Source organism: bacterium (genome assembly GCA_016699045.1).
Lineage (GTDB): Bacteria > Babelota > Babeliae > Babelales > RVW-14 > AaIE-18.
Genome location: CP064957.1, coordinates 121,699 through 148,569, shown reverse-complemented (window position 1 = coordinate 148,569; position 26,871 = coordinate 121,699). Strand labels below are relative to the sequence as shown.

The window sequence follows — 26,871 nt, the reverse complement described above, 5'->3', positions numbered from 1 at the left end:
TTTCAGCGTTCTGCTAATGCATCAACTGGGTTAAGTCTTGAGGCTTTGTACGCAGGGTAATAGCCAAAGAAGAGCCCAATTGATGCTGATGTGGCAAGCGATATTGCGAGTGATATTTTGGATATGAAAATTGGCCAACCAAGCCCGAGACCAATGGCAACGGCGCCACCAATACCAATGAGCAAACCAAGTAGTCCACCAATCAAGCAGATGGTAATTGCTTCAAAAATAAATTGATTCAGAATGCTGCGTGTTGTAGCCCCAAGGGCCATGCGAACACCAATTTCTCGCGTGCGTTCAGTTACTGAAACAAGCATGATATTCATAATGCCAATACCGCCAACAACCAGGGAAATAAGGGCGACAAATAAAAGTAAAAGATTCATAATTTTGGTTGCCGCACTTGAAGCTTGTGCAATATCTTCTTGTGTAAACATGGTAAAATCATCATCATCGCATTCAGGAATTTTATGTGTTTGGCGTAAAATGGAGCGTATTTCTTTTGACGTTTGTTGCATGCGCTCTTTATTTTTTGCCGACATTATTAACGCAAAGTAGCGATCTACCCCGCCCATAATTCTTTTGCGCATAGTGGTAGCAGGAATGAGGACGGTATCGTCTTGGTCCATGCCGTCGGCACGTTTACCCATTTCGCTTAAGGAGCCAATGATTAAAAAAGGAATACGTTTAATACGTAATGTTTTGCCGATTGGGTTTTCGTTGCCAAAAATTTCACGTCGTACTGTTAAGCCAATAACGGCAACCTTGCTGCCAGCAAGCATATCGTGATGGGTAAAAAAATCGCCATCAGTTAAGCGCCAATTTCTAATCTCAGTATAATTTTGTCCAACGCCGCCCAAAGTAGTTTCCCATGATTTATTACCAAACATAATTTTTGCTGGTTGTTGAATGCCTGGTGAGATCATGGCAATATTCTCGCATTCATTTTTTATGGTGAGCAAATCTTTTGGTGTGAGCAATGGTTTTAGTGGGGCGCTGCGGCTTGTTAATTTTTTTTGTGATGAAGAAAGAACGATAATAAAATTGCTGCCTAGTTTTTCAATTTCTTGGTTAACGCGATTTTTTGCTCCTTCGCCAATTGACATGACGCATACAATGGCAACAACGCCGATAATAATACCAAGCGTTGTGAGTAGTGAGCGTATTTTGTGGCTTGCCAAAGATTTAAGGGCGGTTCTAAATATAATTGCTATTTTCATGAATTGTTCTTTTTATCTGAAACAATAAGCCCGTCAATTAATTCAACGGTACGTTTGGTATAGTTTGCTATGCGTGGTTCATGCGTTACTAAAATTACCGTAACATTTTGTTCGGCATTGAGTTTTTTGAACATATTGATAATTGTTTCGCCGGTGGCAGAATCTAAATTTCCGGTTGGTTCGTCGGCCAAGATGATGCGTGGTTTATTGATGAGCGAGCGGGCGATGGCTACGCGTTGTTGCTGCCCGCCAGAAAGTTGGTAAGGATAGTGATCCAAGCGATTGCCAAGTTCAACTGATTGTAAAAGTGCGGTTGCTTCCCGAGTTGCCTGTTCTTCAGTTTGGCCAGCATAAAGGCGGGGTAGGGCGACATTTTCAAGCGCTGTTAAATCACTAAGTAAATGAAATTTTTGAAAGACAAAACCAATCTTTTCATTTCTAATTTTGGCAAGTTCATCGCGTGTTGCTTTGGCGACATTTTTTCCTTCAATAAAGTATTCGCCTTCAGTTGGAATATCTAGGCATCCTAACAAATGCATGAGAGTAGATTTGCCTGATCCTGAAGTGCCAATGATGGCTAAAAATTCGCCCTGATCAATAGTCAAATTAATGCCTTTGAGCGCAGCTAAATCGGTGTCGCCCATGCGGTAAATTTTAACAAGATTTTTTGCTTCTAACAGTTTCATTTGGTACCTATCGTTCCTGGTCGAGCACCATATACCGATCGCAACAGTATATTTTCGTGTGGTTGTTCAGTGAATTCTACGATAACGTTACTTTGTTCGCTAAGTCCATCGATTACGTGTGTAAAGCGAACATCGATAACACCAAGTTTAACATCAACTTGTTTGATAGTTTTTTCTTCGAGAATCCACAAGGTATCACGTTGTTGCTGTTTAATTGAGCCAGGTTTTAATTCAAGCTTTTCAATTGTATAGCCGGCTTTTTTAGCAAATTCTTCAAGACGAAATGTGCTTAAGCGCAACGCTTTATTAGGTACCGAGAGGGCATTTTTGTCTTCGTTGACTTTGATTTCAACGTTGGTTGTCATGCCTGGACGCAGCTCTATGGTTGGGTTGCTGACTTTGAGAACGGTGGCGTACGTTATAACATTTTCAACAATTTTTGATTGAAATTGTACTTGCTTGACCGATGAAACAAAAGGCCGTTTTGAAAAGGTATCAACGGTAAAAACTGCTTCCTGGTTTTCTTTAATAAGTCCAATATCTGCTTCATCGACATCAACATAAGCTTCCATATCGGTTAGATCTTTGGCGATAATAAATAAAACTGTTGCATCGAGTTGTGAAGTTATTTGTTGGCCGATATCAATTTTTTTAGCAATGATGGTGCCCGTGTCGGGAGATTTAATGAAAAGGTTAGCATACATTTTTTGTTCGCGCTCCAGCGACGCCTTGAGTTGTTCAACGCGTGCTTGTGTAATCAAAAAATCTCGTTCTTCTTGCTCGAATTTGTTTTGGGCAAGTTGCCCGCTTGCATAAAGTTCTTTTTGGCGTTCGAAAAACTTTTTCTGAAAATCATATGTTGCTTGCGCTTCAGCGCATTGAGCAATCAATTTTTTGATGTCAGTATCGCCAATTCCGTTATCAAGAATAGCAAGTACTTGATCTTTTTTTACGTGATCATTATTGTCGACCAAAATGTTTACGACCTTGCCGGTAACCAAGCTACCAACGGTAAATTGATCTTTAGCCTTCAGTGTGCCCGATGCGGTAACGAATTGTGCGAGGTGTCGGCGTTGTGGTTTTTCCGTTACAATATTGAGTGTTTCTTTTTTTTTACTTAAAAAAAAATATCCAGTTGTACACGTTGTGCAGACAAGAAAGAGCGTAATAATAGCTTTTTTTTTATTCATCATAATTCTTTATTGTTTGAGAAGAGCTTCTACCGGGTTGAGCCGGGCTGCTTTTTGTGCCGGATAAAAGCCAAAAATTAATCCAATTAAAAATATGGTACAGAAAGCAACGATAATCGGTTCGATGCGTATGACGGCAGGTAACTGAAAAGTGTATTGTGCTATGAAAGGGGTGACTAAGCCAAGCACGATACCAATGATGCCGCCAATAAAACACAAAACAACTGATTCAATTAAAAATTGTTGCAAAATGAGTGCATGAGAAGCGCCGAGAGCCATGCGAATGCCGATCTCTTGTGTTCGTTCGGTAACAGAAACAAGCATGATATTCATAACACCAATGCCGCCAACGAGCAAAGAAATTGAGGCGACAATTAAGAGAAAGATGTTAAAAATGGTAGAAGAAGCTTTTGCGGCTTTAAGCATAGATGCTTGGTCTATAATTGAAAAATCATTTGGTTCATCAATGCCTAAATTGTGTCGAGCACGCATAATTTTTTTAATTTGTCGTACAATGGTTGGCATTTTGTCAAGACTTTTGCCAGCAATGACAATGCCGTGAATGGTGCTACTGTTGTGATTTTTGAGATATTTTTTTGCTGAAGTAAAAGGAATAATAACGTCAAGATTTGGATCGCGGTGGCCGGGAGCATTGTCTATTTTTTTAATAACGCCAATAACGGTAAACAAAATATTTTTTACTTTTATCGTGCGGCCAATTGGGTCAACGGTTTTAAAAAGGTCTTTAGCGGTTTGGTCTCCCAGCAGAGCAACGCGCGTTCCTTTTTGAATGTGATGCTGCGTCATATTGGCACCTTTACTGAGCGAGCGGCCCATGACACTGAGCAGTTCATCGTTACCGCCTTTGATATCGCACATAACGGCAGAGCCATGATATTCAATAATGCCGCGATCAAAAATGACGGGCGATATTTTCTTTATGCCCGGGCATTGGTTGTTGAGGCTGGTAACATCCGCCGTTGTCAGTTTTTTTGTTTCTTTTTGCTTGATTGATTTGGTTGCTCCTTCAAGCGTAAAGTTGCCTCGCCAAAGTTCAATATAGTTGTTGCCAATTGCTAAAATTGATTTACGCATTTTTTCTTCAGCGCCGTAGCCGATTGCTAGTGTTGCAATGATTGAAGCAATACCAACAATAATGCCCAAGATAGTCAGGAAAGAGCGTCCTTTGTGGTGGTTGAGAGCGCGCAAAGAACTTTTTATTAAAATGCGTGAGTTCATAGTTTATAAGGTACCTTTGAACCACTTTTTATAGAGTTTTTCCATGTCATCTTTTTCAGCGATATCGGTTATAACTTCTTCGTGCTCGCTCAAGCCTTCTTTAATTTCAAAATAGTTATCATCAGTGATGCCCAGCAAAATACCTTTTTCGATAAATGTTTTATTGGCAACCGTCCATATAAATTTAACGCGTTTGTTGGGATAGGTTTTTTTAAATTCTTTGCGGCTTTTTTTGTCGAGAGGTTTGAATTCGTAGTTCAATTGCTTGGCTATAGTTTTGAGTACTTTAGGATTTGTTTGAAAGCTGATACCTTTTATGCAGAGAGCTTTTTTTATCTTTGATGCTTTGATTTTTGCATTCAGCGTCATGCCTGGCCTAAAGAGGCGGTTGTGGTTGCTGATATCAATAGTTGCTTTGTAAAAGAGACTGTCTTTATTTGTTTTGGGTGAAAAGCCGACCGTTTTTATGGTGGTTTTAATTTCAAGGTCTGGGTAGGTGTTAACAGCCATGGTAACTATTTGTCCTGGTTTTACCGAGCCAATATCGCTTTCGTCAATATCAAGTTTCGCTTCCATTTCGGTAATGTCAGGTGCTATTTCAAACAACGGTGCTGATGAGAAATCGGTACCGGTAACACCGCTGCCTTTATAGACGTTAACGGCAGTGACAAAGCCGTTGCCTGCCGCCAATATTTTACGGTTTTGGAGCGAGAGGCGTTCTTTTTCTAATTTTGTTTTTGCTGATTTTAAATCAATTTTTTTTGTTTCATAATCGCGGTCAAGCATTTCAAATGTATCTTTTGCCAACTGTCCCGTTTCAAAAAGTTCTTTTTTGCGTACATAATTTTTTTCTTGGTATTCAAGTTCTGCTTGAAGTCTCATGACGCGTAGATACGCATCTTGGAAATCTGTTTCGCCCGTTCCTGGGTCAATTTCTGCTAGCAGCTCGCCCTTTTGAACTTGCTGATCTTCTTTAACGTAGAGTTCTTTTATGGTACCAGAAACAACACTGCCAATTTTTACGAGATCTTTTATTTCTAAAATTCCCGAGGCAAGAATGATTTGGCTGATAGACCGGCATTGTGGCTTTTCTGTTTTATAAAATTGTGGTGCCGGTTTTTTTACGTAGCGCTGATAAAGAAGGTATCCGCTTCCTGTAATAATTCCTAGAATTACCAAGTAGGTACATAATTTTTTATACTTCATGAATCTCCCCTGGCGTGAGGTGGTCTCTTTTCGCAAAATTAGTTTAGTATATTGAGTTGGCTTAGGGAAGAATAAATTAAATTGATCAAAAGATGCTGAGATTAATAAGTAGTGTTTGAATTTTGCCGGGGGCTTTGCCAAATTTTTTTTTGACGATTAAGCCCCCAGTAATTTATGAATAGTGAGTTATTTGCATGAGCACTTGGTTTTGCACGTACATGCTTTTTTAACGGGACCATTGCATGGGCATTTGCATTTTTTATCACACTTGCATCTACTTGAGCATGCTTTTTTGCAGGAACAATTACAACCAGCTTTGGATGATTGTGTCATGATATCTTCCTTCCATAAAAATCTTCATAAAAAAACCCTAGAACCATTCATTAGTTCTAGGGTAAAGTTTTTATTTTTTTGAATGCAAGGAATGTGAAAAAAATTTAATTAAAAATCACTGTCGCAGTCATCAAGCGAGAAGCCTTCAAAGATGAGATGTGGCTTGTATGGTTGAGCGAGTTCTTTTTTTTGGCTCATAATTTCTGTAGGAGAGCATTCGGTGGCTGATTGATTAGCTGGTGCTGTTGTATGGACTTTTGCCGGTGCGTTGATCATGATTTCTGTTGGAGAGCATTCTTCTGATGATTTATCTTTCGATGTTGTTGTACTTTCGATGAAAGTTGATTCTTGGTATACTGAGCATGCCGATACCGCATCAAGAACGTAGTTCTCTTCGCAACAGGTGCAATTTGAGTTACATTCCTGTGTGCATGTGTTGTTGTGCCCATCTTTATTTATGAAATCATTATAAACATCGGCGGGGGTTTTTCCGTTCCCGTCTTCAAGGTAGGGACTGGTTCCTGCTTCGATCAAAAGATCGTAAATGTCGTCAATGTTGGTTGTATATTCTAATTTATCACTTGGTTCAAGACCATAAAAAAGATGGTGCAGTGCGTTGCCGCCTGGTGTCTGTGTGCTTTGATTGTTATCATACGCCAGATAGTCTGCGCCAGATTCTAATAAAAATTCTACCATATCATAATTGCCAGAGCGGGCGGCAAATAAAAGTGGCGTCATGCCTCGATAATCGCGGGCATTAACGAGTGCAGGTTCCTGAGAAATCAGATCTTTTACCGTTTTAAGTTCACCTTCCCAGGCAGCAAAATGAATATGTTGTATGCCGTGTCGGTTTGTTTTTGCATCGTCATCAATACAAAAGGCGCATTCGCATGTTGCTGGTGCTAATGGGTTGATGTAGGTTGAGAGGATGGGGCTGGCAGGGCTTTCTAGGCAGGCTGGGTGTACCATTGGTCCTAACCCCATAAAACCAAGAAATAATGCTACGGGTATCTTTTTCATATTTTTCATAATTTTCCCAATCGTAATTTAGTAAAAAATGAATAAATTCTATTGATAGTTATAATATGTCATTTTTATTTCAATCTGGAAAGTTTGGGTGAAAAAGTGGCATAAATGGGCAATTTTGAGTGGTGGGTATAAGAAAAAGGCCCACCACGGCCATTGACCTTGTGGGCCAGTAGTCATGGTGGGCATCATTTAAGAGCAAGTTCTTTTTACAAAGTCAGCTTTTATTTTTGTTCAAAATCAGCGTCAATAGGACCTTGTTCAGCGCCAGTTTGTTGTTGTGCATCGTTTTGAGGTGATTGTTGAGCGTTTTTATCTTTGTAGATTATTTCAGCAACTTTATGGGATGCCTTCATAAGATCGTCGGTTGCTGCTTGTAAAGCTTCGCCGTCGTTTTCTTTTTCTGACAAGACTTTTTTAGCATCTTCTAATGCTTTTTCAACAATGTTAACTTCTGCGATTGGAAGCTTTTCTTTGTTGTCTTTCAACGTCTTTTCGATTTGCATAATCATGTTGTCGAGTGCATTACGCTTTTCGATGACTTCTTTAAGTTTCTTGTCTTCAGCTTCGTGTTGTTGTGCTTCTTGAACAAGTCTTTCGATATCAGCTTTGCTCAAGCCTGAAGAGTTGGTAATCGTGATACTTTGTTCTTTACCGGTTCCCAAGTCTTTTGCAGAAACATGCACAATGCCGTTAGCGTCCAAATTAAAGGAAACTTCAACTTGTGGCATTCCGCGCGGTGCAGCTGGGATACCGTCAAGTTTGAAGCGGCCAAGCGTTTTGTTGTCGCGTGCAAATTCGCGTTCACCTTGAACTACATGAATTTCTACTGCTGTTTGGTTGTCTTCAGCGGTTGAGAACACTTGTGACTTTTTAGCAGGGATGGTGGTGTTACGTTCGATAAGCTTTGTTGCAACGCCCCCCAAGGTTTCAATACCCAAGGAAAGTGGTGTTACGTCCAAGAGCAATACGTCGGTAACGTCACCAGCCAGTACGCCGCCTTGAATTGCAGCACCCAAAGAAACAACTTCGTCAGGGTTTACTGAACGGTTTGGTTCTTTACCAAAGAATTCTTTTACCATTTCTTGAATCTTTGGAATACGGGTTGAGCCGCCAACCAAAATGACTTCGTCGATTTTGCTTACGCTGATATCAGCATCTTTGATAGCTTGTTTGCATGGCTCAAAGAGGCGTTTGAAAATGTCTGCACACAAGTTATCAAGTTTGGCGCGGGAGATTTTTGTTACTAAGTGCTTTGGTCCCGTTGCATCGGCGGTGATGTAAGGCAAATTGACTTCTGTTTCAGTTGCAGCTGAAAGTTCAATCTTAGCTTTTTCAGCAGCTTCTTTGAGGCGTTGAATTGCAACTTTGTCGTTTTTAAGATCGACGCCATTTGATTTCTTAAATTCTTCGATGAGATACTCAATTAACAATTCGTCAACGTTATCACCACCAAGCATGGTGTCACCATTGGTTGATTTAACTTCAACAACGCCATCGCCTACTTCCAAAATGGAGATATCAAAAGTACCGCCACCAAAGTCGAATACCGCAATTGTTTCGTTATTCTTTTTGTCAAGACCATAAGCAAGCGCTGCTGCTGTAGGTTCATTGATAATACGTTTAACGTCTAGCCCTGCAATTTGACCAGCTGTTTTGGTTGCTTGTCGTTGAGCATCGTTAAAATAAGCAGGAACGGTAATAACCGCTTCAGTTACTTTTTCGCCCAAATAATCTTCAGCCGCTTGTTTTAACTTTTGTAACACAGCTGCTGAAATTTCTTCTGGTGCAAGTTTTTTGCCTTGAACTTCGATAGCGATATCGCCATTGCCTGTGCTGACGATGTGGTAAGGAACCAGTTTTTTATCGCGATCGGTTAATACATTAAACTTTTTACCAATGAATCGCTTTGCCGAAAAAACAGTGTTCTCGGGATTGGTTACTGCTTGTCGTTTTGCAACAGCGCCTACCAAGCGTTGGCCGTCTTTGGTAATAGCCACGATGGATGGGGTAGTATTGGCGCCTTCTTGGTTAGGAATAACTTTAGGGCTGCCGCCTTCCATGAATGATACGACTGAGTTTGTAGTACCCAGATCTATGCCGATAATTTTTCCCATAATAATTCCTTTGCTTTTTAAAAAATGTTAACTGCCTGCTGCATTTTTCTACTTTTTATGCTAACATCCATTCCTGAGATTATCTTAGTCAATCTATGAAGATGTGTCAATTATTTTTTAAAATTTCTTAGTCTTACTCACTCAAGTTTATCTGGGCCACAAACTATCTTTATGTCGCATAATTTTAGACATTTTGACACAATTGGGCGTTTTCCTTGGATTTCTCAATCTTTTGGCCATTCAATATTATTCTTGTTTTTGGCGGAGTAGGGTGGCCTTGACGCGCGCTCCCCGGCACTCCGTCCTGTCGCCCCCAGCCTTTTAATTCTAAGTGGGAAAAGGGCTGGGGGCTTTGGACTACGTGAATTAGCAGCGGCGTTGGTTATGGGGGAGGGGAAGGGGGATAGGAGGAAGATGAGGAAAAAGATTTAGCTCGTTAGCTCTCCCGGGCCTATGCTTATACAGAACCCGGGAAAGGCTCCGAGATTTATTAGGGAGGTCGTGTCCAGATAAATCATGATTCGGTAAGTACTTAATAAGAGGCTTAGGACTTATTCAGGATTTAAGATTTATATTTAAATAAAGAGATTAAGAATTTAAAAAAAGAGTAAAAAGTTAAGAATAAAATTTAGAAAGTTTAGAAAAAAGGGCGTATTAAAGAATAATAATAAGACGTGAAAAAAGAACCATTTGGACGAAAAAATAAAAATACTACTAAATTTACCAAAGTACGTTTTAAAAAGTAAAATAGCGAGATTGCAAGCGCGTTGATAATTTTCTAATTTTTAAGACAATCTTTTGTATCTTTTGCAATCGGTTGGATTAAATGGGTTTTAAAAATTGAAAAATTTCTTCTTAAACCTCTAGCTAAATTTTTAGAAAAAGCTTAATTTTCCCCCAAAAAGGGGATAAAGTGGCCCGCCCTGCCAACTGCGAGACCCTCTTTTATACGGGAAAATTGTATGAACAATTATGAACAATAGAGCTTATTTTTTAAAAGATGTTTATTTTTGCAAAATAAATGTAAAGATGTATTCTGTTGTTAAATTACTATAAAAGCTCCGCGTGGTTTCTTTATTGACTTTCTTGCCTTAAATTTTCTAATATAGAATTATACGAGAAGAGTTCTTTATTTTGCCAGGAGATGAGTGTAATGAAAAAATTAATAATAATGCCGGTATTTTTGAAAAGCGTCGCGTGTAGCACTTTTATTTTGTTTGCCTGTCTTGCTTTTTCAAGCTTTCTTCGTGCTAGTGCTGCGGCTCCTGAGCCTATCGATACTGATCTAAAGGCAGCTTCAGATTATAGTGAATGGTTTAAAATTCATCAGATGTGTTATAATAACAAAGATGTTTCTGTTGTTGGTAATTATATTGACAAGCTTAATCTTTCAAAAAATGACTTGGCTTTGCATTTGAATCGACGCGATGAATCTGGTTATAGTGCTCTTGATTATGCGATTATGTCTGGTGATATATTAAAAGTGATGCTTTTACTTGAAAACGGAGCTAATCCTATTCCTTGTTTTATTACCGCCCTTGCTCCATGGTTTAGAGAAAGCATTGCTGAAATGTTGGCTATTCGGTGTTTTATGGGTTCATTTGATATCAGCTATCAAGGTTTTAGTTTGGTTCATCGGGTAGCTCAGCTTAATCGAGGTGGGCAATCTTTAGTTTTTATTGTTAGTGAATTACAAAAAAGAAACATTCTTCCCGCCGAGTCGTTCAATTTTGCCAGTAGTAGTGGTATGACGCCGCTGCACTGTGCAGCAGCAGCAGGCATGTTGGCTAATGTGTATACATTGTCCAGGTATGACGCTGTTATTGATGCGAGAGACCATGTGGGCAATACTCCGCTTCATCTTGCTGCAAAATCTGGTCATGCAGATGTGGTGAGAGCTTTAATTCGTCTTGGTGCTGATGTTGATGTAGTTAATAGTCATGCTAAAACGCCATTGAGTTATGCCAGAATATATGATCGCCAAGATGTTGCTGACATTTTACAGGGTTGTTTTTCTCAACAATCGACTGATCAGTCTGAATCTGATAGCGAAGATAATGAATATGCAGAATCGGTGTTGGAGGATCTGTTTGCATCGTTTGACATAAAACTGCAGAGCACCTCTTTGCATGTTGACGAAGAGATGCCCCTTGTGAAGGATGAGGGTAGCAAAAATAGTGAACCGACGAGTGCTGTTTTTGAGAATAAGCACTTGTTTACATCGTCAGAAATAAAAAAACAGCCGATTCTTGGGGGCATTGATTCGGCGAGTTATCTTTCTGATGATGAGTCATTTATGCTAAAAAGTTATTCTTCTGAAGAAATGTGTGCATCATCTGATAGTGAAAAAAGCGAAAGTTCAGATGCGCTTGAGCGGTTGTTTGCATCGTTCGAGAAACAAGGCACGTGTGCAGTCTCCGAATAGCGATCTTATTTAAGTTGTATGAGATGCTGAATGATTGTCAGGTTGCATAACAATTGGCCCACAAGAAATGAAACAAGTAATGAGATGCCAATTGATCTGCTCAGGTATTTTAGCGTTATTTTGAAGCTTGGTTGAATGCCCCAGCGGTAGTAGGCATTAAGCGATACAATCAAAAAACTTATGCAGCGGATAGTAAGAATTGTTAACAAAGTGATCGTTGGGCTTTGTATTTCCTGTGCTACCACAAAAATATAAAAAAAGATGATTTCGAGAAACTTAAAAATAAAAAGAGAGCTTGCCGCTTCTTCTAAAATGTAAAACTGTTCATATAAAATGAAGAACAGCTCTGAAAAGGTTATCAGTAAATACATTATTGAGAAAGTAACGATCATGCCAGTTGGCTGGTTAATAAAACTGATTGCCAATAATTTGCTGTAATTCAGAAACAGAAAAATAATAATCGGTACAATAATCAAAACAAGCTTGGTGCTTAATGTTTCAAATGCCGATTTTTTTTCTTCCTTGCTACCGTGTTCTTTTAAGGTGGCTAGTAAGGCATTTCCCGGATGGCCAACAGTTGATTTGATGGTGTCGTGGAGTGCTCGAGAAATGGTGCTGGCAAAATAAAACAGCCCCGCCTGCTTAAGGCCAAATTTTATAGCAAATAACGGTGTTACAATATTGCTGGTAAACAGCTGGCGGTTTAAGTGTAGCAAATAATTGAAGAGCCGTATTTTAATCATGCGCTTGAAAAGATTATGCGGAATTGGAAAATACGCGTTGGGCAATTTTTTATACAATTGCCAGATACTGATTATAAAAAAAACAAGTGCGATGAGCGAGTCAGCACAGTACGGTATAAAAATAATATTTGATGACAGCATGCCATCTGTGTAAAAATAAGTCCCCCACACCACCGCCAAATAACCAATAAAAATAAATAACTCGATCAAAATGGTTGGTTTGCTCTTAAAGGCGATGTGTAAAAATTGTCTAAAGACGCAGCGAATTGTTTCGGTAAAAACTAAAAACGGCACAATCAAAAGACTTGGCATGCCGGTAATTTCTGCGCAATGGAGATATAACCAGTACGTTGCGGCTCCAGCTATCAGCAGCGTAAGTGGTATTACAGGAGCCAGATACTGACGCAAAAATATTGTTTTAAATGTTTGCTTACTTTTGACGAAAAAATAAAAAAATGGCGCCAAAGTATAAGCACTGCCAAAATCTGCTAATCGTGAAGCTAGGTAGATTGTTGCAAAAATCATCCCAACGAGGCCGTACACTGAGCCATCAAGTAATCTGATCAGCAAAAGATTGTGTGTAATTTTGAGCGATTCAAATAATAGACTTCCCCATAGATTCCACCTGAATCCATGATGAAATTGATCAATTGGCGACAATTTTTGTGTGCTTAAATTTTTATTCATATTTCTTTTTAAACTAGCCGTGCGAGACCTTTATCAAATCGCGATTGTGGTACAAGGCTAGTATACAAGATATTTTCAAAAAGATAAAAAAACGGGCCCAATTGGCCGTGTAAATACCGTACTATGAGCTCAAAAGACTGGCTATTATTTCAGCCTGAAAAAATTTGAGCGCCAAAAGTAGTATTAGGCCGCAGGCAAAACAGAGCGCAAGGTAGTGTTTTGAGGTCCTAATGCTGGGCGTAATTTGCCATAATGAATAGGCATTGATCGTTATGATAACAAAGCTGATCAATCTAATAATGATAATGCTTATCAAGGTGGTGAGCATGGTTTGTTGTTCGCTAGCAATAATAACGACATAAAAAAGGAAGAACTCTAAAATTTTAAAGAGAAAAAGTTTTCGTGAAGCCTCTTCGATAATATAGAACTGTTCATAGGCCATAAAAAAAAATTCCGTGAAAATAATAATGAGCAAGAGTAACAACAAAGCAAGTGTGACGGCGGTATTATTGTTGGTAAGCCAAAGCTCCATAATACTTTTATAACTTATGATCAACATGATCATGAGTGGTGCTATGACGCGCATGACTTTTTCATTAATAATGCGAAAGGCCTGTTTTTTTGCTGCCTGACTGTTTTCTTTTAAACTTGCAAATAAGGCGTTACCAGAATAGCCAATTGAAACTTTGATGATCGATTGGATGGCAGTTGCAATAATACTTGCAAAATAAAAAAGACCTGCTTGTTTGAAACCAAATTTAATGGCAAAAAAAGGTGTTAAGAAATGGCTGGTAAAAAACTCGCGGCTTATGCGAATGAAATAATTGAAGAGGCGTGCTTTAACAATGCGTTGCCCAAGGTTCTTTGACCAACTATCGACATTTTCTTGGGGCAATTTTTCGTAGTAGCGCCGCATCATGATTATAAATACTGTGGTGACAAATGCTGAATCAACGATATGCGGAACAAAGATAACATTTAAAGATAGTTGAAAATGAAAGTGTAAAATTGCAACCCAAATTGAAGATAAATAACATAAAAATGTTGCTAGTTCGAACAGTACTACTTTCTTACTTTGAAAAGTCATGTGTAAAAGATAACGCAAAAATGAACGTATTGTTTCTAAAAATACAATAGTTGGGATGATGAAGAGACAGGGGGTTGGTTGGTCGGATAAAAATTGCTTCTGAAAAAAAACCATAGCTATCATGCCGGCAGCCATAATTATAGGTAGCTGTGGCCCAAGGTAATAAGAAAAAAGTATTTTTTTGAAGCTTTTTTTATTTTTAGTTATGTCGCAAAAAAAAGGTGCCAAGGCATGACTCATGCCAAAATCAGCAATCTTTGTCGTCATGTAAATTACCGCAAACATACTGCCAATCAGCCCGTAATCAGCAACATTAATAAACTTGAGCAAAAAGAAATGGTGTACTATTTTTACTGCTTCATAAGTTATGCTTCCAAAGAAATTCCATCTAAAGCCACGATGAAATTTCTTTTCTATAACTTTGCAAAAATCGTTTTGTTGAGTTTGCATGTAATCCTTACCGTAAAATGGCTTAGTTTTGAAAAAAAGTATACGTGCTCGTCTTAAAAAAGGCAAAAATTTAACGAATAATGAAAAGCTAAAAGCATTATAAAAAAAGGTTTTTTTTACCAAAACATAAATTACTTACAAAAATTTATTAAGTTTGAGTAACCTTAGATTTAAGGGTTTGGGGGGCGACAATATTTTACGGTGGTTGCATGATACATCAGGCATCTTACGCTGCAACTTCCGTAATGCCCGTATTAACTTGTTTTAAATCATATTCACTTTTTTTGTTCAAAAAAATAATTTCTTGATGAGTTTATTGTTTGTGTTGAAAGCAGCCAAATAGTTCTGGTAATCATAAAAACTAAAATATGATCATGATACATTTTTAAATTGTAAAAATAACCGGTAAAAAAAGATCAAAACATAATATTTTTTTCATTTTTTGATTTTGCGTTCTCTTTTCTGTTATCATGTACAACACCTGGCGTTTTGTTTATACAAAATTGAGGTGAGATAGTATAGTAGTAGTAAACGAAGTAAAAAAAGGGGGTGTTACGGTAATAAACATATTCTCTTGTTATCAAGGTCAAACTGTGGCGAGGAACGGGTAGTATAAAATCCGTCTTTAGATCCCTAAAGGAATCTCTATGGTGTTTAAGATTAGTGACAAGGTAGTTTGTCCAGGACATGGCGTTGCCGTAGTAGAGGATATCATTGAAAAGTTGGTGGTGGGCAAGAGCGTACCATTTATAAAGCTTGTCTTTTTATTTAAAGATATGACAATCTTGGTGCCAACATATAATATTGATGCTGTTGGTATTCGTCTTCCAAGCGATAAGGAAACGGTTCAACAAGCACTTAGTTTGTTGCGTCAGAAGCCACTTAGAAAACTGGCAGGAGTAGATTTTACGCCAAGTGGTTGGAATCGAAGAAATAAATATTATCAGCTAAAAATTCAGGGTGGCAAGCTGGTTGAAATAGCGGAAATTTATCGAGATCTTATGTATGTTTCATTACAAAAAGATCTTTCCTTTGGTGAGCGTTCATTATTACAAATCACTGAAGAATTGCTGGTGCAAGAGTTACAAGTTATTCGAAAGACACCAAAAGAAGATGTTATACAAGAAGTAAGATCGCCGTTTAAGCAGTTTGTATTTCATGAAAAAAATTATAATCATGAGGCTGCTTCTCCCGTTTTGTAGTATTTTAAATCAACTGTGATTGTGCATGAAAAACGATAAGAAATTTATTTTTATAATTACTGGGCCAACCGCTTCAGGAAAAACGGCATGTGCCGATCAACTTGCACATCTGTTAGATTGCGAAGTTATTAATGTTGATGTTGGCCAATTTTATACACCGTTGTCTGTTGGAACGGCAAAGCCCGACTGGAAAAATTTTACTTATCCGTGCCATTTATTTGATATTATCAGCGAACCGAAAGATTTGACTGTTGTTCATTACCGAACGTTAGTGATTGACAAAATTAAAGAAATTCAGGATCGAGGACGTATCCCTATTTTGGTGGGCGGTTCTCTTTTTTACATTAAATCTATTTTTTTCCCACCTCATGAGTTTAATACCATTGATCAGTTTGATGAGACACGGACAAGCGATATTAAGCCAGATGATTTGTGGGATTCTTTATATGTTATAGACCCCGATAGAGCGGCAAAAATTCATAAAAATGATACGTATCGCTTGCAACGCGCCTTGCATATTTGGCAAAAAACTGGACAAAAACCATCATCATTTTTGCCAAAGGTCCATGTTCCCTTTAACACTATCCTTATATCTCTGGTGCCGGAAAAAGAATTTTTGCGCGATCAAATAAAGAAACGTACCATCGAAATGATTACACATGACGGTTGGATTAAGGAAGCAAAAAAGCTTATAGGAACCGAGTGGGAAACGTTTTTAGAGGCAAAGGGACTCATTGGTTATTCAGAAATTTTTGCATGGCTTAAAAATGGTGCGATAGTTTCTGATCTTGACGCATTAATCAATACAATTCAGCTAGAAACCATTCATTATGCCAAGCGTCAATTGACATTTCTTAAGGGGTTCATACAATTAATAAACAAATATCAAGAGCAATATAAACAAGAAGAATACGTGATTATTACAGAAACCATAAAACAAGTAACACGTCAAGAAATTGAACGAATAGCAGCGCTGACAAAACGACTTGGAAAAAATGTGGATCTGCGATAAGCTTCTGGTCAGTAAGTAGGTAGGTAACAGTTTTTGCTTAAACTAAAAGGAGTAGCATGATTCATATTTTTAGGAAGGAGATGAAAAAATGGAGTTCCATATTGTGGGTTGTCTTCGTAGCAATGGCACTCGGCAGTGGGGTTACCCTGATTTTCAAATCCGGTCCAGGGCTCGATAATTTTAAAGTAGCCACTATCAATGGTAAAAAAGTCTCATATGCCCGCTATCGACGTGCAATGCATGATGTTCAAGAGCGCATCAATTCTTTACAAGAGTATGCTCGCATGATTGGTATTTCTGATGAAATGCTGCTCAAGAGCTTGTTTGGAGCTAGCGACCCATATCAAATGGCACTTGATCGCTGTATCAAGGATGAGCTTATTGATCAGGTTAAAGATTCTTTATCAGTTAAAGTTGATGCAGATTATTTTAAAGAAGAGTTTTTGAAATTGTTGCCAAACAAATTTATTGATCAAAATGGTTCATTAAATATGGAGGCTCACCGGGCTTATCTTGAGTCGTTTGTCCACAACACCAGCTGAGTATGAAAAAAGCAAAGAAAATGAAATACAGCGTTCGGTTGTCGAACGTATTATTGGTGCTTCAAATTATACTCCTTTGTATGTATTGCGAGAAGATTTTGAAGAAACTCATGCGCGTAAAAGCTTTAATGTGGCTGAATTTAAACTTGATTCTTTTGTGCGTGAAGCAAAGAAGACGGCGCCAACAGACCAGCAATTAGCAGATTTTTTTGAAAAACGTAAAAATCGTTATCAAGAGCCAGACAAAAAAAAGGCGTGGTATTGTTCAGTTTCTGCTAATGATTACGCCCAAAATATGGAAATTACGGAAGATGCAATTCAAAGTTTTTATGAAAAAAACAAAACTGCACTCTTTCGAATTGCGGCCTAAAATTAAAGTCCGTCGTTTTTTAGTAAAGGTGAGTTCAGACAGTATGGCGCCAGAGGCATTGAAAAAGGCGCAGTCTTTTTATGAGCAAGTCAAGCAAAAACCACAAGGATTTGCTGATTTGGCAAAAGAACATTCTGAAGATAAAGAGTCTGCTAGAAATGGTGGCTTGCTTGATTTCTTCTCAAGCGGTTCTTATGATCGCGATTTTGAGCGCGCTGCCTTCCGTTTGACGGATCCAAATCAAATCTCTGACATAGTTCGTACCGCATCGGGCTATGAAATCGTTCAGTTGGTTGAACGTCTTAAAGCTAGCGAAAAGCCGCTCGAAGATGTTCAAGAAGAGATTGTTAACACACTTAAAGCTAAGCGCTCATTAACTAAATTAAAGAGTGATTTGGAAGTAATGATGCAAAAGGCAAAGTCAGATAACAGCGTGGTTGATCAATTTATCAAAGATTTTAAACTTGATAAAAAAGAAAGCGATTGGCTGACAAAAGATGATGCCGAAGTTAAAAATGTAACTGGTGTGCTGGCAAAGCATCTTTTTTCTCGCAGCGAAAAGCAATCAAAGATTGGCTATTTTTTTAATTCTGGTGTTTATGTCATTTACCATCTTGTTGATGCTCAGAAAAGTTTTGTACCTAAACTTGAAGATATCAAGAGTAAAGTACTTGAGCATTATTATAAAAATACTGCCAAAAACAATCTCAAGGCCGTTATTAAAGAAATTAAATTTACGGTATTTAATAAAAAAATGACCTTCGAAGAAGGCGTTAAAAAGCACAATATAAAGCTTATTTATACTGGTTTTGTTAAAAAAGATGATGTGGTAAGTTCGTTGAAAAACGCTGGCAATCTGAATAAGGAAATGTTTGCTTTAACAAGTCCAGAACAGCTGTTTCAGTATCGTCATGGCGATATGTACTATCTTGTACAAATGCAAGAAGCAAAATCGGCCGACAAAGAAGACTCTGCAAAAATGCAAGCCAAGTCGGGGGCTGAGCATAAAGTTATAAATAATGCGCAACAAATGCGAGCGTTTATTGCATCTTTGCAAAGAAATGCTACAATAGATATTGATAAAACCGTCTTAAAAGGCCATCAAGGCTCATAAGAATACACATTGGAAAAAAGTATGACAACAGCAAGTGGAAATAATACAAACAGGCAAGATAAAGCAAGGGCTTTAGAAGTTGCGATTGCGCAGATTGATAAGCAATTTGGCAAAGGCTCGGTTATGCTTTTAGGCCAAAAACCTGATCTCAAGGTTGATGTTATATCGACTGGTTCGATTTTAATTGATCATGCATTGGGTATAGGCGGGTTGCCGCGCGGTAGAATCATTGAAATTTTTGGGCCAGAAGCTTCTGGTAAAACGACATTGACTCTGCATGCTATTGCGCAAACGCAAAAAGCGGGTGGTACGTGTGCTTTTATCGATGCTGAACATGCTATGGATCCTGACTATGCAGCAAGTATTGGGATTAATATTAATGATCTCATTATTTCGCAGCCAGATTTTGGCGAGCAAGCTTTAGATATCGCCGAAATGCTTATTCGCTCAGGTGCGGTAGATATGTTGGTTATTGACTCGGTTGCCGCATTGGTCCCTAAGGCCGAATTGGAAGGCGATATGGGCGACCATCATGTTGGGCTTCAAGCGCGGTTGATGTCTCAGGCTTTGAGAAAATTGACACCCGTAGTCCATAAATCAAAGACTGTCCTGATTTTTATTAATCAGATCAGAAGCAAAATTGGCAACGTTATGCCGTTTGGCAATAATGAAACAACTACAGGCGGCAATGCTTTGAAGTTTTATGCGTCTATCAGGCTTGATATACGTCGCATTGCGACGTTGAAGCGTCCAGATGGTGCCTTTGGTAATCGTGTTGCGGTCAAAGTTGTAAAAAATAAGATGGCGCCGCCATTTAAGCGGGTTGAGGTTGATCTTATTTTTGGGCAAGGAATTAGCTCAGAGCTTGAAATTATTGACGTTGCTATTGAGCAAGGCGTTATTAAGCAAACTGGTGCATGGTTTACTTATAAGGATGCTAAGATAGCTCAGGGTCGCGATAATTGTTTTAAAAAGTTAGTAGAAGATAAAAAATTGTTTGAAGAAATCTTTGCTTTGGTTCATGACAAAATGAGCCAGCAGGTTGTTGTTGAATAGAGGTTTTAGTGAACGATAAATCCCCAAAGGGAAGAGTACAGAATCAGTTGAGCGATAAATATTGCATCAACAGCAAAATCAAGGGAGATAGCGTTTACGTTATTGACCATGAAGGAAACAACTTGGGCTTACAGCCAAAAAGTAAAGCCTTAAGAATAGCTGAAGATGCTGGGCTTGACTTGGTACAGGTTGGCCAAAAAGAAGAAATTGCTGTAACCAAGGTTATGGATTTTGGCAAATTCTCTTATGAAAAAAAGAAGCAGGTTAATGATTCGAAAAAGAATCAAAAAACTATGCAATTGAAAGAAATTAAGCTGAGGCCCAATATTGGTGATCAAGATTACCATACCAAGCTTAAGCGTGCGGAAGAGTTTTTCCTTGATGGTAAAAAAGTTAAATTTACGCTGCAATTTAGAGGGCGTGAAATTACCATGATGGGAAACCTTGGCCCGAAGATTTTTGAAAGAATTACGACTGATCTTGGTGCTCGTAACGTTGGTACGTTAGTTGAAGAAAAGGATCAGCGTGGTGGGTCTTTTTGGTCAAAAATTTATTTTATAAAAGCTAAGTCATAATCTACAAAGGAATTGTATGCCTAAAGTTAAATCACATTCAGCGTCTAAAAAACGTTTTAAACGTATCGGTAGTGGCAAAATTAAAAGATCCAAAGCATATAAAAGACACCATGCATGGGCTAAAACAGCTAAGCAAGGTAGAAATTTGCGTGGTAGTGCTTACATGAGTCCTTCAGATCAAGGTAACATTTCAAAATTGATACCTTATTAGTAGTCCGTTAGTATTGTATAAGTTACGTCAAAAAATGATTTTTATAAATTGAGAGATATTCGATGAGCAGAGTTAAACGTGGCATGGCCACTAAAAAAAGACATAAACGTTTATTAAAACAAACTAAAGGCTATTGGGGCCAAAGAAGTAATATTTTCAGACGTGCCAGAGAAACCCTCATGCGTGCATTGTCGTTTGCTTTTGCTGGTCGTAAATGCCGTAAGCGTGATTTCCGTTCCCTTTTCATTACTCGTATTAATGCGGCATGTCGCTTACATAATACCGCTTACAACAGATTCATCCATGCATTGAATGAAAACAATGTTAAATTGAACAGAAAATTTTTGTCTCAATTGGCTGTTTTTGAACCAAATGCATTTGAAAACCTTGTAAAACTTACAAAAAAATAAAATCCTTGAAAGTTTATTTCTCATCTCGCTAGGATGGTTGTTAATGAGGGGTAAGCTGAGCGATGTATTTTTTTTGTGAGAAAAAGGAAAAGGATGATATATTTGGAAGAGCTTGAAAAGAAGGTGACTCAAATTATCAATAAAAATAGAGAGTTAATTGGTCGTATTAGTGCACTTGAGGCAGAAAATGTTCTCTTGCGTGAAAAAAGCCAACACATGGAAAATTCTCTGTTGCGAGAAAGTTGTGCAGCTGAAGAGCTAAGGACAGAAAAAGCAACCATGAAAAACTCTATAGAGTTGCTTTTGAGTAGTATTAAAACGCTTGAAGAATTAGCGGATTGATGTACTTATGATGGATATACAAAAAGCTTTAAAGGTATCTATTTTAGGGAAAAGCTACTCGGTTATGGCAACGCATGAAGATTCTGCCGATATTGTTAAAGCAGCAAACTTAGTTGATAATTTGATGAAAACAAAAGTTGAAAAAGCTAACGGTGCCAGCGAAGAAAAAATTGCCGTCACCGTAGCGCTTCAACTTGCTACAGACTTGATAAAAAAACAGCAAAAACTTGATGTTTATGAAAACAAGACTCTTCAATTAGCATCCTCGATTGATGATGTTCTGTAATTAAATTGATGTAGTCAAAACAAGTGTGTTTCTGTTAGATATTGCTTTTGTAGTAACTGTTTTTATTCATGCTTTCATTTATCCAGGTTGCTGGATATTCTTCCTTATTTATTAATTCCTATTTTTATTTCTTGTGATGGTTCTATTCTCACAGATTAAATTATATATTTATCTAATTGAATTAATAAAAAGGAAATAAACTATGCTTAATTTGTTTGAGGTATTAGTTTTTGCAACAGGAGCCCTCTTGGGTACTTTTGTTGTGATGCTATACTTTGTTTTCAAGAAAAAGCAGTTGTTGCAAACAAAAGAAGCGTCGCAGCGCATGCTTAAAAATGTTCAAGATGACATTGAACGCGAGCGTCGTAATGCCACTCTTGACTTAAAGAATGAGCTTTATAAAAAGCGTAGCGAATTTGAACTTGAAATTAAAAAGACCAAAATAGAAATTCAACAGTTACAAAATAAGCATCAAAAGAAAGAAGACACGCTCGATCAGCGCGAAAGTCTTCTTGATGAATTACGCAAGGAATTACAACAAAAAGAACGTGATATATCTCGTCGTCTCGATATGCTTAATCAGAACGAAATGAAAATTAAGAAGCTTTATGATGAGCTGGTAACTAAACTTGAAAAATTAAGTGGCATTAAGCAAGAAGAAGCTATGCGGATTTTGCTTGATTCTTTGCAAAAAGAAGTAACGCTTGCTAACCAAAAATGGGTTGCTAAAGTTGAAGAAGAAGCGCGCGAAGAAGCTAAGCAACGCTCAATTAGTATCATGGCTTCTGCCATGCAGCGCTACTTGACTGAACAAGTTACTCTCCATTCGTCCAGTATTATTCATTTGCCCAATGAAGAAATGAAAGGACGCATTATTGGTAAAGAAGGCCGTAATATTAAAGCGCTTGAAATGGCTACCGGCATGGAGTTTGTTATTGGTGATACGCCTGAAATTATTACAATTTCTGGATTTAATCCAATCAGGCGTGAGGTTGCCAAGCGAGCTCTTGATAAATTAGTTAACGACGGCAGAATCAATCCAACGCGAATTGAAGAAACCGTTGCTAAATGCGAAGAAGAATTAGAAGCAACTATTGAAGAAATAGGCCAACAAACGGTTCTTGAGTTTGGGCTGAGTGGCGTACATCCAGAAATCATTAAGTTATTGGGTCGCTTGCATTTCAGAACCAGCTATACACAAAATCAGCTTACACATAGTAAGGAAGTTGCTTATTTTGCGAAAATGATTGCTTCAGAACTTGGTCTTAATCCCAACATTGCCGCCCGCGGTGGTCTTTTGCATGACATTGGTAAGGCCGTTTCTGCTGAAGTAGAAGGTCCACACGCTTTGATTGGTGCTGATTTGGCAAAAGAATATGGTGAAGATCCATTGGTTGTTAACTGTATTGCTTGCCACCATGAAGAAGTACCGCCTAAATCAGTTTATGGATTTATTGTTCATATTGCTGATGCTATTTCTGCATCCCGTCCTGGTGCGCGTAAAGAAACTCTTTCTACGTACATTAAGCGCCTTGAACAATTGGAAGAAATTGCTGGCAGCTTTGATGGTGTTAAAAAAGCGTACGCATTGCAAGCTGGCCGCGAAATTCGTGTTATCGTTAATGAAGATACGCTTGATGACGAAAAAGCCGCCATGTTGGCACGTGATTTGGTCAAGCGCATTGAAGAAGAAATGGCGTTTCCTGGCGAAATCAAAGTTAACGTTATTCGTGAAAAACGATTTATACAAGCAGCACGATAAAAGGATTATGCTTCATGGCGCATTTACTCAGATTTATATTTATTGGCGATGTTGTAGGAACTCCGGGCGTGAGTGTTTTCCAGAAATGGGTGCCACGGCTTAAGGAGCAGTACAACCTTGATGCTGTTTTTGTAAATGGTGAAAATTCAGCCAAGAATGGTAACGGGATAACGCTCAAAACTATTCAGGCCCTTAAAGACGGTGGCGCGACAATTATCACCACGGGTAATCATGCCTTTGATAGCAAAGATGTTTATAATGCATTTAATGAGCGGGACGATGTCATTCGTCCCGCTAACTATCCCTCAACCTGTCCGGGAAAGGGATATGCGTTGGCCAATGTTAATGGAATGACCGTTGCGGTTATTAACATTCATGGCCGCGTTTTTGTCAACGAGCTTTTAGAGTGTCCGTTCAGGGCCGTTGATTCCCTCATTCAATTTTTACAGCACAAAACAAAGGTTATTTTTGTCGACGTGCACGCTGAAGCTACATCTGAAAAGATGGCTATGGGCTACTATCTTGATGGTAAGGTATCTGGTGTTTATGGAACGCATACTCATATTCAAACGGCTGACGATCGTATATTACCTCGTGGCACCAGCTATATCACAGACTTGGGTTTTTCTGGGTCACTTAACTCGGTTCTTGGTTTCCAATATCAAGGTATTTTAAACCGTTTCGTTATTCAACATCGCTTTGGTAAGGTTCATGTTGAACATAGCAGCCCGTTGGTGTTGAGCGGTATTTTTGTTGAAGTGGATGCCGATACTGGACATGCCGTTCGGTTTGAGCGTATTCGCCTTATCGATCAAGACCTAGAAGTTGCCCCGCCAGAGCCTGAGAACAACAAGAAGTAGTTGATGCTATTTTTCTATTTTTTTTCTCGATTTTTACGTAATTTTTTATTTCTTTTTGCCTCGTTCACTTTTTTATTTGCAGCGACTAATGTTTTTTTACGATTTTCTATGCTGCAATCATTTTCTGTAATTCCCTTAATTTTTGGAACAATGGTTCCGTTGGTAGCTTTGTATGCTATGCCATTTTCTGCCGTATTAGCAGTAAGTTTGGTATTTAATGCCTTGGCGCGTTACGATGAATTATTGTTTTTCTATTTTTTTGCTCAAGGTCGGCGCGCTTTTGTGGCTGCGACGATTGCTTTTTCATGCCTTATTTCTTTGTGTTATCTGCCGCTTATTCTGGAGTGGGCGCCACAAAGTTATATCAAAGGCAAAGAATTGATTGAGCAAGTGGCACGGATGCATTTGCATGATATGCCGTGCAATATTTTGCAAAGTCCGGTTCCTGGTATAGCATTTTATTGCAAAGAAAAGAAAGAAGTTACGTTGGGTATATATCGTTTTGAAGAACTGTTTTTAGTGTTTACTAATAAAAATAATGAACGCTACTTTTTTTGTGCGCAGCATGGGACAATGAGTCAGCATAAACTTGAGCTTGTGCATGGTTCTTTACATATCCAAACGAATGCGCGTATAAATCATGCTTTTTTTGAAAAATCGTTAATCAATATTGCTACGCTCTGGCATAAAGAAAAAGCGCATACGCAAGATTATCATCTTAAATTATGGGATTATAAACGATTGTGGGAAGAGCGTATAAAAAATAAACAGGCATTTATCGAGCTACACAAACGTTTTTCTCAGAGTTTATGGCTTTTTATTATGCCGTTATTAACGTTGTTTTTATTATTTTTTATGCGCAGAAAAAAATATGAAATTGTAAGTGCATTATTATTAAGTGCCGGGTTATTTTTAAGTATGTATTGTTGTACCGCGCTTGGCGGCATTTTTATTACCATGCCGTTACTTTCGCTTGCATGTTTCTATGGAGTCCCCCTCATATTTTTGTTAGGCTGTTATTCCTTGTATCGTACCAGAATGTAAATAACATCTAAGAAAAGGAAAAGAGATGATTTTAGTAGTAATTTTATACGCTATTCTTGCGAGTACTTTTATTCTTGCAAAAGAGGCTGTTGCTTACGCCAAGCCATGTTTCTTAATTGGTTTTCGTATGATTATTGCGGGTAGTTTATTGTGGGGTAGTCAGCTTTTTGTAAAAAATAAAAGTGTTATTCCAAAGCGAGAAGATTGGTTTCTCTTTTTCAAAACGACATTGTTTCATATTTATTTTGCGTTTGTTCTTGAATTTTGGTCATTGCAATATGTTTCCGCTTTAAAAACAACGATTATTTATTCCACAACGCCGTTTATTGCGGCTATTCTGTCGTATTTTTTACTTAAAGAACGATTAAGCCAAAAGAAGATTTTGGGCGTTATGATTGGGATTAGTGGGCTGATTCCAACATTGTTGGCTCAAGCATCTGGCAGCGAAATGTCTATGAATTTATGGCAGCTGTCCTTGCCCGAAGGCGTGCTCATGCTTGCTGTTATTTCTGCGACTTACGCATGGTTTCTGGTGAGCAAGCTTATGAAAAAGGGCTATAGCTTTGGCTTGATTAACGGGATTGCTATGTTTTGGGGTGGTGTTATGAGTATGGCAACGTCAGCCGTTGTCGAAGGTTTTTCTTCACCCGTTAAAGATTTTTGGCCATTTATGATGTGGGTATTTTTACTGATTATTACTGCTAATATTGTTTTTTATAATATGTACTCATGGTTACTTCAACGTTATTCAATAACGTTTCTAACATTTTCTGGTTTTTTATGCCCATGTTTTGGTACATTATATGATTGGCTGTTTATGGGCGGTAAACTTGCATGGCATACGTTTGCTTCGCTTGGCCTTATAACATTTGGTTTGTATGTATTTTATCAAGACGAATTGCGTTTAAAGAAGACTTATAAAAATCTTTAGTGATTTAATTTTTGTCGAATAATAAAAGCAATTTCATCAACCGCTTGTTCAAAATTGTCATTCAAAATATGATGCGTAAAAATCTTATTGATGAGCTCATGCTCCAGTTCAATGTTGGCAAGTTTAAGTCGTGATTCTATTTGTTCTCGCGTTTCGGTTCCGCGTTTTTGAATACGCTCTTTGAGTATTTCAATACTTGGTGGCATGATCCAGAGCAAAACTGGTTGATCTATGAAGTTGCGTATTTTTTTTGCCCCGTCCCAGTCGGTAACCAAAATGAGCGATTTGCCGTTGCGTAGGTCGGTAGTAATTGATGCAGGAGAGCCGTACAGCTCGCCGTTGTATTCGGTTGTTTCTAAAAAAAATCCATCTTCTATTTTTTTCAAAAATTGTGGGCGTGAAACAAAATAATAATCTTTGCCGTTTTGTTCATTAATGCGAGATGGACGCGTCGTGTAAGTAGCTACTTTTTCTAAAGAAATTTGTGGATTAAGTTTTTTGATAACTGCATTGGCAAGAGATGTCTTACCTCCTCCAGAAGGAGCAGAAATGACGAAAAGAATTCCGCGTTGATTTTTGTTAGCCATTGCGTATGCCTTGGTTGTATTTATTTTAAATTACAAAATGATAAGAATGGGTTAAGTAGACTATTTTACCTTATTTTATAAACAATTTGTTTTTTGCTAGATTATTTATTAGATTATTGCACTCATTATAAGCTAATCTAATGGGAAAACAAGGCATA

At 38.1% G+C, this 26,871-nt stretch carries 26 protein-coding genes; 16 read left to right on the top strand and 10 right to left on the bottom strand.

Annotated elements, in window-relative coordinates; translation table 11 throughout:
- Window positions 1-2: 2 nt before the first annotated feature.
- The 7 genes from IPF37_00660 to dnaK form a co-directional block, all read right to left on the bottom strand.
- Window positions 3-1,220, bottom strand: coding sequence for an ABC transporter permease (locus IPF37_00660; protein ID QQR49345.1), 1,218 nt, complete (start codon window positions 1,218-1,220; stop codon window positions 3-5).
- Window positions 1,217-1,906: an ABC transporter ATP-binding protein gene (locus IPF37_00655; GenBank protein ID QQR49344.1), complete on the bottom strand. Its 690-nt coding sequence runs from the start codon at window positions 1,904-1,906 to the stop codon at window positions 1,217-1,219. Before IPF37_00655 ends, IPF37_00660 begins: the two co-directional genes overlap by 4 nt.
- Window positions 1,903-3,096 carry an efflux RND transporter periplasmic adaptor subunit gene (locus tag IPF37_00650; GenBank protein QQR49343.1) on the bottom strand — a complete coding sequence of 398 codons (1,194 nt, stop codon included), beginning with the start codon at window positions 3,094-3,096 and terminating at the stop codon, window positions 1,903-1,905. The genes IPF37_00655 and IPF37_00650 overlap by 4 nt, the downstream gene beginning before the upstream one ends.
- 9 nt (window positions 3,097-3,105) lie before the next feature.
- Window positions 3,106-4,335 (bottom strand): ABC transporter permease, encoded by a 1,230-nt coding sequence (locus IPF37_00645; protein ID QQR49342.1) that lies wholly within the window; start codon window positions 4,333-4,335, stop codon window positions 3,106-3,108.
- Window positions 4,336-4,338: 3 nt separating this feature from the next.
- The gene (locus IPF37_00640) at window positions 4,339-5,541 is read right to left on the bottom strand and encodes an efflux RND transporter periplasmic adaptor subunit (protein QQR49341.1); all 1,203 of its coding nucleotides are present in this window, start codon (window positions 5,539-5,541) and stop codon (window positions 4,339-4,341) included.
- 441 nt (window positions 5,542-5,982) lie between these two features.
- Window positions 5,983-6,894 (bottom strand): ankyrin repeat domain-containing protein, encoded by a 912-nt coding sequence (locus tag IPF37_00635; GenBank protein ID QQR49340.1) that lies wholly within the window; start codon window positions 6,892-6,894, stop codon window positions 5,983-5,985.
- 230 nt (window positions 6,895-7,124) lie between these two features.
- Window positions 7,125-9,017 (bottom strand): molecular chaperone DnaK, encoded by a 1,893-nt coding sequence (gene dnaK / locus IPF37_00630; protein ID QQR49339.1) that lies wholly within the window; start codon window positions 9,015-9,017, stop codon window positions 7,125-7,127.
- A 1,153-nt stretch (window positions 9,018-10,170) separates the two neighbouring features.
- Here dnaK and IPF37_00625 point away from each other — a divergent pair.
- Complete coding sequence (locus IPF37_00625; GenBank protein QQR49338.1) at window positions 10,171-11,442, top strand: ankyrin repeat domain-containing protein; 1,272 nt, start codon at window positions 10,171-10,173, stop codon at window positions 11,440-11,442.
- Between the two features lie 5 nt (window positions 11,443-11,447).
- Here the strand turns inward: IPF37_00625 and IPF37_00620 are convergent, their stop codons facing one another.
- Together IPF37_00620 and IPF37_00615 are read right to left on the bottom strand one after the other, a co-directional pair.
- Window positions 11,448-12,872, bottom strand: a complete 1,425-nt coding sequence (locus IPF37_00620; protein ID QQR49337.1) for a hypothetical protein — start codon at window positions 12,870-12,872, stop codon at window positions 11,448-11,450.
- A gap of 121 nt (window positions 12,873-12,993) precedes the next feature.
- On the bottom strand, window positions 12,994-14,409 hold the full coding sequence (locus IPF37_00615) for a hypothetical protein (GenBank protein QQR49336.1): 1,416 nt from the start codon (window positions 14,407-14,409) through the stop codon (window positions 12,994-12,996).
- Between the two features lie 647 nt (window positions 14,410-15,056).
- Between IPF37_00615 and IPF37_00610 the strand changes: the two genes are divergently transcribed.
- The 15 genes from IPF37_00610 to IPF37_00540 all read left to right on the top strand — a co-directional run bounded on the left by IPF37_00610 (window position 15,057) and on the right by IPF37_00540 (window position 26,126).
- Entirely contained in the window at window positions 15,057-15,611 is a 555-nt protein-coding gene (locus IPF37_00610; protein QQR49335.1) for a hypothetical protein, read from the top strand.
- A gap of 25 nt (window positions 15,612-15,636) precedes the next feature.
- Entirely contained in the window at window positions 15,637-16,623 is a 987-nt protein-coding gene (gene miaA, locus IPF37_00605; protein ID QQR49334.1) for a tRNA (adenosine(37)-N6)-dimethylallyltransferase MiaA, read from the top strand.
- A gap of 80 nt (window positions 16,624-16,703) precedes the next feature.
- Window positions 16,704-17,165: a SurA N-terminal domain-containing protein gene (locus IPF37_00600; protein ID QQR49333.1), complete on the top strand. Its 462-nt coding sequence runs from the start codon at window positions 16,704-16,706 to the stop codon at window positions 17,163-17,165.
- Window positions 17,137-17,535, top strand: a complete 399-nt coding sequence (locus tag IPF37_00595; GenBank protein ID QQR49332.1) for a hypothetical protein — start codon at window positions 17,137-17,139, stop codon at window positions 17,533-17,535. Before IPF37_00600 ends, IPF37_00595 begins: the two co-directional genes overlap by 29 nt.
- Window positions 17,495-18,649, top strand: coding sequence for a peptidylprolyl isomerase (locus IPF37_00590; protein ID QQR49331.1), 1,155 nt, complete (start codon window positions 17,495-17,497; stop codon window positions 18,647-18,649). The genes IPF37_00595 and IPF37_00590 overlap by 41 nt, the downstream gene beginning before the upstream one ends.
- Before the next feature lie 21 nt (window positions 18,650-18,670).
- Window positions 18,671-19,705 carry a recombinase RecA gene (gene recA / locus IPF37_00585; GenBank protein ID QQR49330.1) on the top strand — a complete coding sequence of 345 codons (1,035 nt, stop codon included), beginning with the start codon at window positions 18,671-18,673 and terminating at the stop codon, window positions 19,703-19,705.
- Window positions 19,706-19,713: 8 nt separating this feature from the next.
- Complete coding sequence (gene infC, locus IPF37_00580) at window positions 19,714-20,280, top strand: translation initiation factor IF-3 (GenBank protein QQR49329.1); 567 nt, start codon at window positions 19,714-19,716, stop codon at window positions 20,278-20,280.
- Between the two features lie 16 nt (window positions 20,281-20,296).
- On the top strand, window positions 20,297-20,491 hold the full coding sequence (gene rpmI, locus IPF37_00575) for a 50S ribosomal protein L35 (protein QQR49328.1): 195 nt from the start codon (window positions 20,297-20,299) through the stop codon (window positions 20,489-20,491).
- 62 nt (window positions 20,492-20,553) lie between these two features.
- Complete coding sequence (rplT, locus tag IPF37_00570) at window positions 20,554-20,901, top strand: 50S ribosomal protein L20 (GenBank protein QQR49327.1); 348 nt, start codon at window positions 20,554-20,556, stop codon at window positions 20,899-20,901.
- Window positions 20,902-21,003: 102 nt separating this feature from the next.
- Entirely contained in the window at window positions 21,004-21,243 is a 240-nt protein-coding gene (locus tag IPF37_00565; protein ID QQR49326.1) for a hypothetical protein, read from the top strand.
- Window positions 21,244-21,250: 7 nt separating this feature from the next.
- Window positions 21,251-21,529: a cell division protein ZapA gene (locus IPF37_00560; GenBank protein ID QQR49325.1), complete on the top strand. Its 279-nt coding sequence runs from the start codon at window positions 21,251-21,253 to the stop codon at window positions 21,527-21,529.
- 202 nt (window positions 21,530-21,731) lie between these two features.
- Window positions 21,732-23,291, top strand: coding sequence for a ribonuclease Y (gene rny / locus IPF37_00555; protein ID QQR49324.1), 1,560 nt, complete (start codon window positions 21,732-21,734; stop codon window positions 23,289-23,291).
- A gap of 14 nt (window positions 23,292-23,305) precedes the next feature.
- Complete coding sequence (locus IPF37_00550; GenBank protein ID QQR49323.1) at window positions 23,306-24,151, top strand: TIGR00282 family metallophosphoesterase; 846 nt, start codon at window positions 23,306-23,308, stop codon at window positions 24,149-24,151.
- 3 nt (window positions 24,152-24,154) lie between these two features.
- Window positions 24,155-25,195 (top strand): LptF/LptG family permease, encoded by a 1,041-nt coding sequence (locus tag IPF37_00545; protein QQR49322.1) that lies wholly within the window; start codon window positions 24,155-24,157, stop codon window positions 25,193-25,195.
- A 25-nt stretch (window positions 25,196-25,220) separates the two neighbouring features.
- Window positions 25,221-26,126: an EamA family transporter gene (locus tag IPF37_00540; protein ID QQR49321.1), complete on the top strand. Its 906-nt coding sequence runs from the start codon at window positions 25,221-25,223 to the stop codon at window positions 26,124-26,126.
- On the opposite strand, the gene gmk is transcribed toward IPF37_00540, so the two are convergent.
- Window positions 26,123-26,713 carry a guanylate kinase gene (gmk, locus tag IPF37_00535; GenBank protein QQR49320.1) on the bottom strand — a complete coding sequence of 197 codons (591 nt, stop codon included), beginning with the start codon at window positions 26,711-26,713 and terminating at the stop codon, window positions 26,123-26,125. The genes IPF37_00540 and gmk overlap by 4 nt on opposite strands.
- Window positions 26,714-26,871 lie beyond the last annotated feature (158 nt).